Origin of the sequence: Desulfitobacterium sp. LBE, assembly GCF_007830365.1 — a bacterium.
In the GTDB taxonomy this organism is placed as follows: Bacteria; Bacillota; Desulfitobacteriia; order Desulfitobacteriales; family Desulfitobacteriaceae; genus Desulfitobacterium; species Desulfitobacterium hafniense.
This window is the reverse complement of sequence record NZ_VLKD01000001.1, coordinates 3757856-3773978: the sequence shown is the minus strand read 5'-3', so window position 1 is coordinate 3773978 and position 16123 is coordinate 3757856. Positions and strand designations below refer to the sequence as shown.

General features: G+C 49.0%; 11 protein-coding genes. 6 read left to right on the top strand and 5 right to left on the bottom strand.

Features of this window, described 5'->3' with window-relative positions; genetic code table 11:
* Nucleotides 1-98: 98 nt before the first annotated feature.
* Nucleotides 99-1844, bottom strand: a complete 1746-nt coding sequence (locus tag DESLBE_RS17945; RefSeq protein WP_144677766.1) for a B12-binding domain-containing radical SAM protein — start codon at nucleotides 1842-1844, stop codon at nucleotides 99-101.
* Nucleotides 1845-2018: 174 nt separating this feature from the next.
* Between DESLBE_RS17945 and DESLBE_RS17940 the strand changes: the two genes are divergently transcribed.
* Nucleotides 2019-3320 (top strand): glycosyl hydrolase family 18 protein, encoded by a 1302-nt coding sequence (locus DESLBE_RS17940; protein ID WP_144677765.1) that lies wholly within the window; start codon nucleotides 2019-2021, stop codon nucleotides 3318-3320.
* Nucleotides 3321-3475: 155 nt separating this feature from the next.
* On the opposite strand, the gene DESLBE_RS17935 is transcribed toward DESLBE_RS17940, so the two are convergent.
* On the bottom strand, nucleotides 3476-4549 hold the full coding sequence (locus DESLBE_RS17935) for a polysaccharide deacetylase family protein (RefSeq protein ID WP_144677764.1): 1074 nt from the start codon (nucleotides 4547-4549) through the stop codon (nucleotides 3476-3478).
* Between the two features lie 326 nt (nucleotides 4550-4875).
* On the opposite strand from DESLBE_RS17935, the gene DESLBE_RS17930 reads away from it, so the two are divergent.
* Both DESLBE_RS17930 and DESLBE_RS17925 read left to right on the top strand, forming a co-directional pair.
* Nucleotides 4876-6843, top strand: a complete 1968-nt coding sequence (locus DESLBE_RS17930; RefSeq protein ID WP_144677763.1) for a cell wall-binding repeat-containing protein — start codon at nucleotides 4876-4878, stop codon at nucleotides 6841-6843.
* A 136-nt stretch (nucleotides 6844-6979) separates the two neighbouring features.
* The gene (locus DESLBE_RS17925) at nucleotides 6980-8911 is read left to right on the top strand and encodes a cell wall-binding repeat-containing protein (protein ID WP_144677762.1); all 1932 of its coding nucleotides are present in this window, start codon (nucleotides 6980-6982) and stop codon (nucleotides 8909-8911) included.
* An 89-nt stretch (nucleotides 8912-9000) separates the two neighbouring features.
* Here the strand turns inward: DESLBE_RS17925 and DESLBE_RS17920 are convergent, their stop codons facing one another.
* On the bottom strand, nucleotides 9001-9813 hold the full coding sequence (locus DESLBE_RS17920) for a Cof-type HAD-IIB family hydrolase (protein ID WP_144677761.1): 813 nt from the start codon (nucleotides 9811-9813) through the stop codon (nucleotides 9001-9003).
* Nucleotides 9814-10075: 262 nt separating this feature from the next.
* On the opposite strand from DESLBE_RS17920, the gene DESLBE_RS17915 reads away from it, so the two are divergent.
* From DESLBE_RS17915 to DESLBE_RS17905, 3 genes are read left to right on the top strand one after another with little or no spacing between them, the layout of a single operon-like run.
* Nucleotides 10076-10444 (top strand): GntR family transcriptional regulator, encoded by a 369-nt coding sequence (locus DESLBE_RS17915; RefSeq protein WP_015945427.1) that lies wholly within the window; start codon nucleotides 10076-10078, stop codon nucleotides 10442-10444.
* A 26-nt stretch (nucleotides 10445-10470) separates the two neighbouring features.
* Nucleotides 10471-11343, top strand: a complete 873-nt coding sequence (locus DESLBE_RS17910) for an ABC transporter ATP-binding protein (protein WP_011462188.1) — start codon at nucleotides 10471-10473, stop codon at nucleotides 11341-11343.
* 1 nt (nucleotide 11344) lies between these two features.
* The gene (locus DESLBE_RS17905; protein ID WP_005815608.1) at nucleotides 11345-12133 is read left to right on the top strand and encodes a hypothetical protein; all 789 of its coding nucleotides are present in this window, start codon (nucleotides 11345-11347) and stop codon (nucleotides 12131-12133) included.
* Between the two features lie 437 nt (nucleotides 12134-12570).
* Here DESLBE_RS17905 and uvrA read toward each other — a convergent pair whose 3' ends face one another.
* Nucleotides 12571-15393 carry an excinuclease ABC subunit UvrA gene (gene uvrA / locus DESLBE_RS17900; protein WP_144677760.1) on the bottom strand — a complete coding sequence of 941 codons (2823 nt, stop codon included), beginning with the start codon at nucleotides 15391-15393 and terminating at the stop codon, nucleotides 12571-12573.
* A gap of 29 nt (nucleotides 15394-15422) precedes the next feature.
* Nucleotides 15423-15596 carry a hypothetical protein gene (locus DESLBE_RS26625; RefSeq protein WP_172625332.1) on the bottom strand — a complete coding sequence of 58 codons (174 nt, stop codon included), beginning with the start codon at nucleotides 15594-15596 and terminating at the stop codon, nucleotides 15423-15425.
* Nucleotides 15597-16123: the final 527 nt, after the last annotated feature.

Sequence of the window (16123 nt, the reverse complement as noted above, 5' to 3'; positions counted from 1 at the left end):
CCTTATACTTCTCTAGATACTTTGTCTCATAACTCTCATTTAGAATCCAACACTATGCTGAACTCCAACATTATGCTGAAATCTAAATATTATGAAATCTAATACACTTCATTGAAAAAATCTTCCGGGACGGGATAGGTTTGAGTCCGCCCCTTGTTATAAAAAAACAGCAGCCAGCGGGGCTGCGGCTCCTGGAAATACTCTACAGCCGTCGCCCGGCTCCATTGCCGGCGGTCCATCCCGGGAAACTCCGGTATGATTTGCTCCCAGCCCCGATGCTGCTGAAGGGAAAATTTCATCTCCCCATAGTTGGGCGGCAGGGCACCCTCGGCTGGAAGCAGATAGTCCGGAACACCATTGGGCCGTTCCCACAGATAATAATCCAATCTCAACCGCTCTCTCAGGGCTGCCGTCAGCTCAGCACCCCAGGCTTTTTTCTGAGCGGCAGCAAAATCCCAGAGCTTTTCAAAAAGCGCTTTAGCCGACCAGCTCTGCCTGAACCATCCCTGCCCGTGCCAAAACTCAGCAAACTCATGATAAAAGTCAAAGGGAGTGGGATAGTTCCCGACAGCCCAAGCCAAAGAATGACTGAAGCGGCCCGAATTATAATAGCGATCCAGAAGTTCCTCCAGCCGGTGAAGCCGGAGCAGCTCGTCATGGCTTAAATCATCGGTCTGCAAAATGGTGTAAGGAGGATCCGGAGCAAAGACCAGCCCATATTCCCCCCTTTGCTCACGCAGTCCCGACCCCTTAAGCACTTTCAAAAAGCCTAACTGAAGCATATCCGGTTGAACGTCATAGACCTCATTAAAGGATCTGCGGAAACTCTCCCAGCCTTCTTTAGGCAAACCGGCGATGAGATCCAGATGCAGATGGGCTTTATTCAACCTTTGCATCTCCCGGATATACTTTGCCCAGCGCTCAAAATGCTGAGGGCGGTGAATCGCGGCCAGAGTCTCCGGATGGGTGGACTGCACCCCAATCTCAAACTGAACCAGGTCCTGAGGATAATCCTGCAAATAAAGAAGCCACTCCTCATCCAACAGCTCCCCCGCCATCTCGCAATGGACCCGGATACCTGCCTCCGGCGGGTAATGGGCCGCTTCTTCCCGGGCAATATCCAAAATCCTCAAGGCATGCTCTTTATTCACATTAAACGTGCGATCCACTAATTTAATGGTCCGCGCTCCATAGCGCAACGTTTGACGCAGAATCTGGCGGAAACGTTCCGGGGGAAGATACCTGACCCCTTGAAAGGTGGAGGAAAGACAGTACTGGCAGTTAAAAGGGCAGCCCCGGGTTGTCTCCACATAGGCCAAGCGCCCTTTAAGCTCTTCTTCATGGTTATAGGGATTAGGCAGTTCGGCCATGGCCAGCTGCCGGCGGGGCGGGTTGAGGATGATCTCCCGGGAAGAAGCCCGCCAGGCCAGCCCCTGTACTTGGGAGAGGCTGGCGCCTGATTCCCAGGCCCGCAGGAGTTCCAGGAAGGTGATCTCACCTTCCCCCAGAACCACTCCATCAATTTCAGGATTCTCTCTTAAAAATGCTTCCCCTTCAAAAGAAACCTCCGGACCCCCTACCACAATCCGGGTATGGGGAGAGACAGGCCTCAGCCGACGAATGACGGCCAGGGTCTCCTTCAAGTTCCATATATAACATGAAAAGCCAATGACATCTGCCTTGGCTTCATATAATTCTGCTTCAATCCGCTCCATAGACTCATTAATAGTAAATTCCCGCAGGTCAACATCGGGGAATTCACCTTGGACACTGGCACGTAAGTAGCGTATAGCTAGATTGGTATGCACATACTTAGCATTCAAAGCGACCAACACAATTCGCAAAAAGGATCGACTCCCTTCCTCTCTAGTATAGCCTTATCCTGGTTTTATTGCAATTCCTATGCCAACTCTCCCCATATATAAAATTTTTAAAAGCAATTAACAATTTTATACATTCACCCTTTCCCCAAGCCTCTGAATATACTGTCATAGAGCGCTGTATTCAGAGGTGATAAGATGAGAATGTTACGCAGAGGGTCCCGCGGCAACGATGTCGCCGAAGTCCAGGTCCGCTTAAGTGAGCTGGGATACATCCCCGGACCCATTGATGGGATCTTTGGCCCTAAGACGGAGGCGGCTGTCATCCGCTTTCAGAAGGACCGGGGACTGAACCCCGACGGTATTGTCGGCCCTCTTACTTACCAGGCCCTCTTTCAGCCCGGGCCGCAACCAGGCTACGTCCTCTATACCATCAAAGCCGGAGATACCTTCTACAAGCTTTCCCTGGCCTTCGGAGTATCCCTCAATGAAATTATCGCCGCCAACCCAGGTGTCGATCCCTACCAATTGCGCATCGGCCAGCAGGTCAAGATACCTAAAGGAGGACCGGGAAGACGGCATACCTTTTCGGCCTGGATTCCTTATTGGGTACAGCAGGAGGCCATGGCCGTCGTTCGTCAGCATGCCGAACTTATGACAACCCTTTCTCCCTTCTGGTATGAACTCACCCCCACAGGAGATTTGCTCCTTTATCCCAATGCCGAAGACCCCTCCCTCATTGAATTCGCATGTTCCCGGGGCATCGAGCTGATCCCTCTCGTCGCCAATAATTACGATCGGCAATTGATCTCCACCGTATTGAACAACCCTGATCTCCGTCAACGCAATGTCGCCCAAATCGTCAGTAAGGTTCGTTCCATGAATTATACCGGCATCGAGATTGATTATGAAAATATTGCCGCCGCCGACCGGGAGCTCTTTGTCCTTTTCCTGAGAGAGCTTAAAGCTGCACTGGCACCTTATAACAAAAAACTCTACGTCGCTATCCAAGCGAAAACCCGCGCCGATGAGCCCGTCAGCATCGGCCACGATTATGGGGGGATCGGCGCTGCGGTGGATGTTGTCCGCCTCATGCTCTATGATTACAGCTGGGATAATCCCGGACCCATTGCCCCAGCCAGCTGGATTCGCCAGGTTCTGGATTATGCAGTGACCGTCATCCCCCCCGCCAAACTGGAAGCCGGCCTGCCCACCTATGGTTATGATTGGGGAACCACGCGGAGAAGCATTACCTATGACGACGCCATCCGTCTGGCTCAGCAGCATGGAGCCCAAATTATCCAGGATCCCCAAAGAGGCCCCCACTTCAACTATACTGCCGCCGACGGCATAGCTCACCAGGTCTGGTTTACCAATGCCCTGAACTTCGCTACTTTCGTGGACATCGTCAATCAGTACAACCTCCGTGGCATATCCATCTGGCATCCCGGCGGCGACGATCCCCAGATCTACACCGTGATCCAGGACCGGCTGGAGTAAGTGAATCAAGGGGACAGGTCCCGTTTTTCAACAGTTTCCTCAGCACCGGCAGAAGATAAAAAATCCTTTTTTTCAAAAACGATACAGACGAAAACAGGGCTGTGCCAAACCATCATCAGGTTTTGCACAGCCCTTTCCTGAGTTTATCCTCAATCTTAACTGTAAAATCCCCCCGGGAAAAGAATGGGGGCAACTTCAGGGGACAGCACCCCAAATTCATAACCCTGCTCCTTAAGAAAACGAATAATCTTCGGCAAGGCATCCACTGTCGTCCATTTGCCTGGAGCGTCATGCATTAAAAGAATGATCCGGTCCCGGCCGGGGGCTTGTTCCTTGACATTCTTGATCAGGGTCTCCGCCGGCACCAGAGGAGCTGAGGCATCCCCTGTGCTTACATTCCAGTCATAAACCAGATAATCCTGGGCATCCACCGCATTGTAGTAGCTGATATGGAAATTGCCATGGGTTCCCCCCGGAGTACGGATCACCTTGGGGCGCACTCCAATAAGTTTGTAAATTAACTCCTCATTCTTTTTCAGGTTGGCTACAAAGGCTTCCGGGCTTTGATAAATCTCACTGTAATTATGAGAATAGGTATGATTGCCAATAGCGTTGCCTTGTTCATAAGCCTTTTTGAGCAGCTCCGGGTATCTCTCGACCTGGGTGCCAATCACAAAGAAAGTAGCGTTAACCTCTTCCTGCTTGAGTATATCCAAGATATGGACTGTATTTTCCGATGGTCCATCATCAATAGTTAAGTAGACAATTTTCGGCGGCTCTTCTTTAAACACACGGTGCTTCATGGCTAAGCCCGGAGCCGTAGGAGGTGTGCCGGATAATTCATAAAAAGTACGCACCGGGGTCCCTGGCGGGGCCGGTTTCGGCGATGCAGTCACCGGACTCTCCTGGGTGTTTTGGGAAGGAGGGATTTCTGTAAAAACTGGATTATCATTCCCTTCTTCATTGGTGTCGGAGCCTTCATTCCCCTCTTGTATAGGATTATCTTCTTCATGAGCAGGTTTCTCCGCTGTGACATCCTCCTCCTGGGAGCCTTCCGGCGGAGATTCACCTTGCCCCCCCGCCCCTTGCCTATCCTCTTGATCCATATTAGAGCCTTTGACTGTTTTAAAGGATTCTAAGGAGAGCGAACTGCACCCGATTAACGTAAGGGTTCCGATAATGAGCACTATCAGTCCTAGTCTTCTCCATTTGCTGCTGTCTTTTTTCACGATTATACGCCTCTTTTCTACTGCCTGTCTCCCCTGTACGTCAAGATTTCTTATGTATACAAGAATCCTTTACATTAATAGACGTATAACGCAATCCTTTTGTTCCGCGAAAATGGGAGTTAATAAAAAATTAATATTTCTCAATGTCAAAGTGTACCTTTTCCTTCTCAACCATGATGATAGGCGGCTCAGGGAAGTTCAGCCCTGCAAACAATTATCAAACAATCATCAGCCCCGGTACCCCAGTCTCCTTTGATCGGTTGAATTAAAAACCCGAGATGCTATACTATTAATTGTAAAATTATAGAAAAGCGAGGCGAATAAACATGTTTGAGAAAAGAATGGCAAGTGCTGTCTTGACATTAATCATGCTCTTTGCTTTGAGCTTTCCCGGGCAGACCTTGGCAAGCACAACGCCCACAGTGAATCGGCTAGCCGGCCAGGACAGGTATGAAACGGCAGCAACCATTGCCAAACAATGGTCACATTCGGACTATGCGATTCTGGTGTCCGGTGAAAACTATCCGGATGCTCTTGCCAGTGCACCCCTGGCTCAAAAACATAAGGCACCGATCCTATTAACTGCTTCAGATAGTTTGCCGGCTTCCACGAAACAGGCTTTAGCCGATTTAGAGGTGAACCAGGTCATCATCATTGGCGGAACCGGAGTTATTGCACCTTCTATTGAAGCAGAACTGCAAGCCATGGGGATCTCCACAACCCGGCTGGCCGGTCAGAACCGGTATGAGACCGCTCTGAAGATTGCCGGCCAAGTTCAAAACTCACCGACCCAATTGTTCGTTTGCACCGGCGATGATTTTGCGGATGCTCTTTCTGTGGCACCCATTGCGGCCATCGAACAGATTCCGATTATTTTAGTTTCCGGCGACTCTTTAGCAAACTCTGTCCAAGAATACTTTGACTTAAATGCGGCTCATATCACCAAAACCTTTGTCATTGGTTATTCAGATGTTATCAGTGATCAGGTCGCCAGTCAATTCCCTCATGTTGAGCGCATCGTCGGGGCCGATAAATATGCCCGAAATATTGCCGTAAATAAAAATTTCAATCACCTATTTAGTACCGAGGCCCTTTGCATCGCCAGCGGCGAGGGATTTGCCGACGCTCTTGCCGGCTCTGCACTTGCAGCCAAACAATCCCAGCCGATTCTTCTCGTCAATAACGCTACTCCTGATACCACGAAAAAGTATTACCAGCAGCGGTTGACAGATTTGGAGCAGGTTACTGTCTTTGGGGGAACAGAGGTCATTCCGGAGCAAGTCATACAAAATTTACAATCTGCCGCCGATTTTCCATCAGATAACGTACCGCCTCCCGCTGATTTGGCATCGGAAATCTGGCTTGATAAGACCTATATCCACCTGTTGCAAGACCAGAGTGCCACTCTGACAGTCTACCGAAATACACCTGAAGGTCCTGTTAAACTCAACAACTACGATCTTATTTGGTCCTCCAGTAATCCTATGGTGAAAGCCAACTATGGACATATTCTAGGCTTCTTTGGCTCAACCACTCTTACGGTCAAAACAGAAGACGGCCACGAGGCTTCCTGTCGTGTCATTGTGGTTGCCCGAGGTATCGACTACCGGACCCTTATTTTGACTGATTATACCAAGCTTGGTGCCGGGACCGCCACGTTTAAATTTCAGGTGCTTGATTATAAGACAAACAAAGATATTACTGCCGAACTTTCACCCTCTGCGTTACTCGTGAGGTCCCCCCTAAACGCAGATGTTTCCTTAGATCTAAGCAAAGGAATCGGGACCATAACCTTTAACACTCCTTCAGATATCGACAAACCTTTTACCCTTATCCTTTTTGATGCAGCAGGCGGTTTAGAATCAGCCGTAGGCCTGGTTAATCCGGCCTCCAGTGCAGATTCCGCCCGTGTCACCTATCCTGTTGGTGATCCTGATTATATTTCCCGACCTGTAACTCCCCCCATCGACCCCAACCAGAAGGTCGGTGAAATCATCATCACTTCCACCAAACTAGGTGCGACCGATACTACAGGTTACGCAACCTACATTGTAAAGGATCAAGATGGCCGTGATGTCACTCGTTCTTCATACCTTGTCCCGATTTTAGAGGTTACAGGCGATGTGGGCATTTCCTTTGAGGCAAGGAACGGGTTGCTGACAGTACATTTCGGCCCTGACGAGGATCCTTCATCCATTCCCGAGGTCACCATCACCATTACCGATTCCCGGAGCGGCGTGAGTACCACAGCCACCTTGGAAATCGTTCCGCAGTATCGCGTCATATCTCCTTAAACTGATTCATCTACGGATCGCTCCATCCACTCCGGTCCTTCACACAGGTATCTCAGCCCTTGCCAAAGAGGGCCTTAAAAGCCTTCTTTGGTTTATAGTATTATTGTAAAATTATAGAAAAGCGAGGCGAATAAACATGTTTGAGAAAAAAGCTGCAAGTATTGTCTTGACATTAATCATGCTCTTTGCTTTGAGCTTTCCCGGACAGACCTTGGCAAGCACAACGCCTACAGTGAATCGGCTAGCCGGCCAGGACAGGTATGAAACGGCAGCAACCATTGCCAAACAATGGTCACATTCGGACTATGCGATTCTGGTGTCCGGTGAAAACTATCCGGATGCTCTTGCCAGTGCACCCCTGGCTCAAAAACATAAGGCACCGATCCTCTTAACTACTTCAGATAGTTTGCCGGCTTCCACGAAACAGGCTTTAGCCGATTTAGAGGTGAACCAGGTCATCATCGTTGGCGGTACCGGAGTTATTGCACCTTCTATGGAAGCAGAACTACAAGCCATGGGAATCTCCACAACCCGGCTGGCCGGTCAGAACCGCTATGAGACCGCTCTCAAAATTGCCGACCAAGTTCAAAGCTCACCCTCCCAATTGTTCGTTTGCACCGGCGATGATTTTGCGGATGCTCTCTCTGTGGCACCCATTGCGGCCATCGAACAGATTCCGATTATTTTAGTTTCCGGCGACTCTTTAGCAAGCTCTGTCCAAGAATACCTTGATTTAAATTCTGCTCATATCACCAAAACCTTTGTCATTGGTTATTCAGATGTTATCAGGGATCAGGTCGCCGGTCAATTCCCTCATGTTGAGCGCATTGTCGGGGCCGATAAATATGCACGAAATATTGCCGTCAATGAAAAATTCAATCACCTATTTAGTACCGAGGCCCTTTGCATCGCCAATGGAGAAGGATTTGCCGACGCTCTTGCCGGCTCCGCACTGGCAGCCCAAAAATCCCAGCCGATTCTTCTCGTCAATAACGCTACTCCTGATACCACGAAAAAGTATTACCAGCAGCGGTTGACAAGTTTAGATCATATCATTGTGTTTGGTGGAACAGGGATCGTTGCAGATAAGGTCATGCAGGATTTAAATCCCCCTGCTGATTTACCGACTGGAATCAGACTGGACAAAAGCAACATCGCCCTAACCATAGGACAAAGCGAATCTCTGACAGCTATACTGGATAAGCCGGCAGGTTCAGCTGAAGGAAACAGCAATGAGCTTGTTTGGTTATCCAGCGACCCCGCTGTGGCAACAGTAAATCAGGGGAAAGTTGTGGGGATAAATAACGGATCGGCCTCTATTACGGTAAAGACAAAGGACGGCAACCAAGCTTCCTGCCTTGTTACCGTGATTGGCTTAACCGGAAAACATATGACGATGAATTTAAGCAACTATACCAAAACCAGTGCTGATACTGCTACTTTTAGATACCAACTGCTTGATGAAACGGGTAAAGATATTACTACAGCAATTCCCAGCTCTCAGCTATCTGCGGTTGCCTCCCTAAGATCCACCATTTCCCTCGATCCCAGCAAAGGGATAGGGACTGTAGCGTTTAACTCTGCCCCCGATACGGATAAACCCATTATCATTACACTCGTTGACTTAATGAGCGGCGTAGTGGTCATTCTTGATTCAACCTCTGGTACAGGTTCCTCCAGCAACACGTATCCCATCAACACTCCCCGACCTGAATTGCCGCCCCCAAACCCCAACCAAAAAATCAATGAAATTACGATCACATCAACCATACTGGGTATAGCATGGAGCGATGGCAGCAGTAACGACATGGGTTATGCAACCTATATTGTAAAGGATCAAGATGGCCGTGATATCACCAACACATCTCTTGCGGCTAATCTAAAGGCTACCAGTAATGTGGGTATTGCTGCCACAGCCTACAAGGGCCTGCTGAAAGTGGATTTCGGTCCGAATCTGGATGCTTACTCCCTGGCCGGGGTTACTGTAACGATTACCGATCCCCAGACCGGCGTGACGGGCACAGCGACCTTAGAAATTTCCCCGCAAATTCGCGTCATATCACCTTAACCACTTCACCGACTTCACCCTGGATTTTGCCAAAGAGAGTCTTGCAAAGACCCTCTTTGGCATTTTTCTGTCCTTTTTCATGTCCAGGCTCATCGATGCTTAAGCAGCACATACTCCTCAATAGCCTTGGCGACCCCATCCTCTTCGTTGGAAGCAGTCACCACATCGGCCGCATCCTTTACCTCTGGCAGAGCATTACCCATAGCCACCCCGAGACCTGCACAGCGGATCATTTCCAGATCATTGAGGCTATCGCCAATCGCCATGACCTCTTCCGGCTTGATGCCCAGCCCTTGGGCAAAGGTCAGCAAGGTGTTCCCTTTGTTAACCTCCGGATGACCCATCTCCAGAAAATAAGACTTGGAAGAGGTCAAATGAAGCCTGCCTGGCAATCTTTGCCCTAATTTTTGCCGCCAATCTGCCAGCTCTTCCGGAGGACCAAAGACGATGATCTTCTCCACGCCCTCTTTTTCCTCTTCCAGGATTGTTATAAGGTCAGCCTCTTCGACGGTGACTTTGGTTTTTTGCCCATAGGACTGGGACCATTCATTCATTTTCTGAACAAAAACCCTATCCTTGCGGTACATATGAAGATGAGCCCCTTCTCCCAGCAGGAAACCAACCACTTCCCGGGCTATGGCCACCGGAATGACCTTGCGGTACAGAATCTCCCGGCTGATCGCTTCCTGAATCATGGCACCATTATAAGTAATAATCGGAACATCCAAACCCAACTGCTCAGCATAGGGTCTGGCTGAAACGGGCATCCTTCCAGTGGCAAAGGTCACATAAACACCTTGTCCCCTGGCCTGCCGAATAGCTTCAACAACCCGCTCCGAAAGGGTTAAATCATCCCTTAACAAAGTATCATCCAAATCTGTGGCTACCAGTTTAATCTTCAAGTGACTTCAACTCCTTGATTTATTTAATTCGACATGCCAAAGATGGAATCCTTGAAAATCCCCCAACTCTTCTTGACACCGGATGTTTTTCGTATTATGGTTATATACATAAGTATATAACCATAATACCAGACACTTTATCAATGAACCAACTGCGTTCCCCTCCCCGCCTCTATAGACAGCGGTGCCCAAGAGGGGCTAAGAAGTTCCGTTCAACCAGCGTTAAACACTTATTGTATTCTATGAAGGGGGGTGTTACTCCTTGAGTCAACCATTGGATAATAGCAAACCCATCTACATGCAAATCCGGGAATTGATTGAAGATCAAATTGTTAACAATCAGCTTAAGGAGGGAGAGCAAGCTCCTTCCACCAATCAACTGGTCAATTTCTATAAGATCAACCATGTAACGGTAGCCAAGGGGGTTAATCAATTGATCGACGAGGGTATTTTGTTTAAGAAAAGAGGCTTAGGCATGTTTGTCACAGAGGGAGCCCGGGCCCGGCTTCTGGAAAAGCGTAAGGACGCCTTTATTAATGAGTATCTCGTAGGCTTACTCCAGGAAGCTGGTAAACTGGGAATATCCACGGAAGAAATCATTGAACTCATCCACAAGATGAAACGGGATTAATTACTGCGATGAAAGGACGTGATTCTATGAATATTCAAGTTGAGGTTCAGAATGTATCTCTTCAGTATAAGAACTTTCCTGCTTTAAAAAACATCTCCTTTACCTTGGCAGAGAGTAAAATTTACGGCCTCATCGGTCGCAATGGTGCCGGAAAAACTTCTTTGCTTTCCCTGCTGGCCTCCTTCCGGGAGCCTACCTCAGGAAAAATTCTCATCAATGGGGAAGAGCCCTTTGAAAACCCCTCGGTGATGGAGCAAGTCTGCTTTATCTACGAGAAAGACTATAAAGACGAATCGGAAGATGTCTCTACTTTATTGGAAACAGCAGAGCGCTATCGCTCCCACTACGATAAGGACTACGCCCATAAGCTTATGCAACGTTTCAAGCTGCCGATGAATAAACCACTGAAAAGCCTCTCCAGGGGAATGCAATCCGTCTTTAACGTAGTTACAGGCTTGGCCAGCCGCTGCCCCATTACCATTCTGGATGAGGCTTATCTAGGCATGGATGCTCCCACCAGGGAAATTTTTTATCAGGAACTGCTGGCAGATCAGGAGAGCCATCCTCGTATTTTTATCCTCTCAACCCACTTGGTCTCGGAAATGGATTACCTTTTCGATGAAGTGCTGATCCTGGATCGGGGAAGTCTCATCCTTCAGGAAAATTATGAAGACTTTATCTCCCGGGGTTCTTCCCTTACCGGTCCTGCCGAAGTGGTGGATGAATTCGTGCACAGCCTCCAGAAGCTTAACGAACAAAGACTTGGCAACACTAAATCAGTCATGATCTACGGTACCCTTAGCGAGGGGCAGCAGCGCGCCGCTCAGGCCAAAGGATTGCAGATTGGGCCTGTTTCACTTCAGGAGCTGTTCATACATTTGACCAAGGAGGAGGAATAATATGAACACCAAAAAAGCCGTTTATCCTAAAGTAGCGGTAGATTCATTTATGGCCCAGGGAGTCTGGACCCTCTTCTTTCTCGGCATTATTGTCCTTGTTCAAATCATCCAGCATGTCCTCGCCCTCAATACAGGGAATTCCAACACCAGCTTTTTCGTATCCGCCCATGTTTCTTCACGAATCTATATGCTGGTTATCGGAATTATCGCTGCTTATTCATTTCTCCCTTATTATGTTCAGAATGGTGTGACCCGCAAAGATTATTTCAAAGGTGCAGCCTTAGGCTCTTTTGCCTTGGCTATCGCTATCACTCTGGTCACTTTGCTGTTGACCGGTTTAGAACATTTGCTTGTTAACGGTTTGAACCTGCCTCTTGTCCTGGAATCCTCTTCCGCCATTGAGCTGGAGGCTGAAGAGGTCTTCATCGCTAACCTTATCCAGACCCTCATCGTTCCTTCTCCTCTGGAAGCCAGCGGCTTTTCCCTGATCGGAATCAGCCTTGCCACCTTAGGAAAATACTTTTACTATGTGGTCGGGTGGATGATCGGTTCAGCCTATTACCGCTATAATGGCTTGGTTGGGCTGGGTACAATCCTGCTGAGCATCCTGCTTGGCATGGTTTATAGTTCTTTTTGGGGAACACCTGTAGGCGTCTTCCTGCCCTTTGGAAGGCTGCTCCTCTCTCTCACTCTTCCTATGGCAGCCTCCTTCCTCGGTTCTGTTCTAGTTATCGGTTTTATCCTCTGCTGCATCCGTCATCTTACTAAGCGTGTCCCTATTAAAGCATAAGCCCTGACGCTCAAGCCATGTTACAACCTGTTTCTATCAGATTATAATAACCCCATAGTACCCCTGATTTTAAGACCACCCATAAAACCATTTCTCAGTATAAAGAAAACCGCCAAAGACATCTGCCTAAAATAAGAACCAGAGAGTATCTGTCCAAAACAAAAAAGAAGCCAAAAAACTGAACTGCACTTCCCATTGTTATTTACCAGCAATGGGAAGTGCAGTTCAATTCTATCTTATGACTTATTTTAATAACCTATTTGGAGGAATCGTCCGCTAATCTTTCACAGTCATACGCATCTTTATCACTGGACTTAGCCGCCCTAAGACCCCCGCCTCTAAAGGCGGCGGGTGCCAAGGGCGGCTAAGTCCAGTATGGACTCGACTAATTTTCAGCGGGGGTCGAATCCCCCACTGAAAGAAGTCTCGTTTAATGATCAGCTCAAATATTTCTTGAGGAATTTGCCGGTGTAAGATGTTGGGCAAGCGGCAACTTCTTCCGGGGTTCCTGTAACGACCACCCGGCCTCCGCCGCTGCCCCCTTCCGGACCAAGATCAATGAGATAATCCGCAGTCTTGATCACATCCAGGTTATGCTCAATGACCAGGACGGTATCGCCCCCATCCACAAGGCGGTGCAGCACTTCCAGCAAACGATCCACATCGGCCATATGCAGCCCCGTGGTCGGCTCATCCAAAATATAGATCGTCTTGCCCGTGCTGCGCCGGCTGAGTTCAGTGGCCAGTTTAATCCGCTGAGCCTCACCACCGGACAGGGTAGTCGCCGGCTGACCGAGCCGGATATAACCCAGCCCCACATCCTGCAGGGTTTGCATCTTCCGTAAAATCCGGGGAACAGCCTGGAAAAATTCCACCGCCTCATCCACCGTCATATCCAGGATTTCCGCAATGCTTTTTCCCTTATATTTCACTTCCAGGGTCTCGCGGTTATAGCGGGCTCCCCGGCAAACTTCACAAGGAACATAGACATCGGGGAGGAAGTGCATCTCAATTTTGATGATCCCATCCCCTTTGCAAGCTTCACAGCGGCCGCCCTTGACATTGAAACTAAAGCGCCCCGTAGCATAACCACGCATTTTCGCCTCGGGAGTATGGGAGAAAAGTTCACGAATATAATCAAATACCCCGGTATAAGTGGCAGGATTGGAACGGGGCGAGCGGCCAATCGGAGATTGGTCAATATCTATAACCTTATCCAGGTGCTCCAAACCTTCAACAGTCTTATGGAGTCCGGCCCGCAGCTTGGTGGCTTTGTTAAGCTTGGTGGCCAAGGTCTTATAAACAATCTCGTTAACCAAGGTGCTTTTTCCGGAACCCGATACACCTGTGACCACATTGAAAACCCCAAGGGGAATGCGGACATTGATGTTCTTCAGATTATTTTCCCGGGCTCCTTTAACCTCCAGCCACTTGCCGTTGAGCTTTCTTCTTTCCGCAGGAACAGGAATTCTCCGGGTGCCGTTCAAATATTGCCCGGTGATGGACTCCGCATTGGCTTTGATCTCCTCGATCTTTCCCTCGGCAATAATCTTCCCGCCATGGGCTCCCGCTCCCGGACCGATATCGATGATATGATCCGCAGTCAGCATGGTATCCTCATCATGCTCAACCACCAGCAAGGTATTGCCTAAATCCCGCAAATGCTTTAAAGCCGTCAGGAGCTTTTCATTATCTCTCTGATGCAAGCCGATGCTGGGCTCATCCAGGACATAGAGAACTCCGGTCAAACTGGAACCAATCTGAGTGGCCAGCCGAATCCGCTGGGCTTCCCCGCCAGAGAGGGTCCCCGCCGCCCGATGCAGGGTAAGATAATCCAGCCCTACATTGACTAAGAAGCCCAGGCGTTCCCGAACCTCCTTGATAATTTGCCGGGCGATGGTCTGCTCTTTTTCACTAAGCTGCAATTGGGTGATAAACTCTAAAGCTTCTGTAATCGGCAAGCGGGTATAATCATCGATGGATAGTTCTCCTACGGTCACCGCTAAAGCCTCCGGCTTGAGGCGCTTTCCTTTGCATGAGGGGCAATCATGCTCGCTCATAAAGTTTTCGATTTCAGTTCGGACATAATCGGAAGTGGACTCCTTGTAGCGCCGCTCAAAAAAGGGAATAAGCCCCTCAAAAGGTCCTGAATGAATTTTCGGCTTGTCGTCAAAGAAACTCATAAACGTGTATTTTATGGGCTTTTCAATGCCGTAAAGCAGGCCCTTCCATTGCTCCTCAGAGAGTTCTGCCAAGGGAGTATCCATGGTAAAACCGAGGGCTTCACTGACCGCCGCCATCATGGCCGGATAGTAGCTGGATTGGGATTTGGCCCAGGGCACGATGGCTCCTTCGCCGAGACTCAGCTTCTTATTGGGAATGATCAGATCGATATCCACTTCCAGATTCGCCCCTAAGCCCGTACAATCAGGGCAGGCTCCATAAGGGCTGTTAAAGGAAAAAAGACGGGGGGAAATCTCTTCAAGGGCTATACCGCAGTCAGGGCAGGCAAAATTTTCACTGAACAGGATTTCCGTATTATCAATAATGTCCACAAGGACATTTCCTTCCCCCAGCTTCAAAGCCGTTTCCAGGGAGTCGGCCAGACGGACCGCACTATCAGGCTTTAAAGCGATACGGTCCACCACCACTTCGATGGAGTGCTTCTTATTTTTTTCTAGTTTAATCTCTTCGCTTAAGTCCCGATTTTCACCATCCACCCTTACCCGTACATATCCCGCCTTGCGGGCATCCTCAAGCACTTTGACATGCTCACCTTTTTTTCCTTTGACTAAAGGAGCGAGGATTTGCAGTTTGGTTCGCTCGGGATAGACCATGATCTGATCCACCATTTGCTGTACCGTCTGTTGGCTGATTTCCCTGCCGCATTGGGGGCAATGGGGGTGGCCGACCCGGGCATAAAGGAGACGCAGATAGTCATAGACCTCCGTCACCGTTCCCACTGTAGAACGGGGGTTACGGTTGGTCGTTTTCTGATCAATGGAGATAGCCGGCGACAGCCCTTCGATATAATCCACATCCGGCTTGTCCATTTGCCCGAGAAACATACGGGCATAGGCAGACAGAGATTCCACATAGCGGCGTTGGCCTTCAGCGTAAATGGTGTCAAAAGCCAAGGAAGATTTTCCAGAGCCGGATAAACCGGTGACAACCACCAGCTGGTCCCTGGGAATATCCACATTAATATTTTTCAAGTTATGGGCGCGGGCGCCGCGGACTTTGATAAAATTCTGGGTCATAGGGGGCCTCCTCGGTAAAGATTAAATTGTTAGCCATTGGTCTTTTCGTATTGTTTATAGGTATAGCCTCTCCATGATTTTGCGTTACACCGTTCGCTCAGAAAGCTGCGCGGTGCCAAACTAACGCTCAAGCTCTCCGCTCCAATGGGTACCCGGCTAAGTCGCTCCTGCTCCGTAGCCGCTTGGGAACGTCCTGTTCCCAACCCGTTTCCGCTGCTAGCTTTTCGCGAAGTTTGGCATCCTGCTCGCTTTGAAGTCACTTCACTATTGTAACGCAAAATCCTTGGGCAGCATCTTAAGATGCTTGAGCATTTTTTGATGTATCGACATTATGGTCATTCTAAAAGCAGTAATACTGCCCAAAAGCTTAAAGTACCTCTTCCTTGAACTCAGGGGCAGCTATCCCCTGTCTTCAGGGCTATTCTTAAGAGATCTCCAGAAACTGCCCAAGGATTTTGATTTGCAGCAGAGAACGAATTTAAGCGAGCAGGTAAGCAATCTTCGCGAAAAGTCTGCAATCGGGTAGGAGGCTAACCATTATTTGGTCAGCCGACCTCCCACAGCACCGTACGTACCGTTCGGTATACGGCGCTTCCAAAGTTTACACCTTACTTCGCAGAGTAACATCCCGTGAAACTGAGGTATCCAGCTTGTTCGAATCGTTTGTTGGGTAAGGCAGTCCTCAGTATTGGACTATGAGCTGTTCGCCAATATCCTTTTCTTGTGTTTG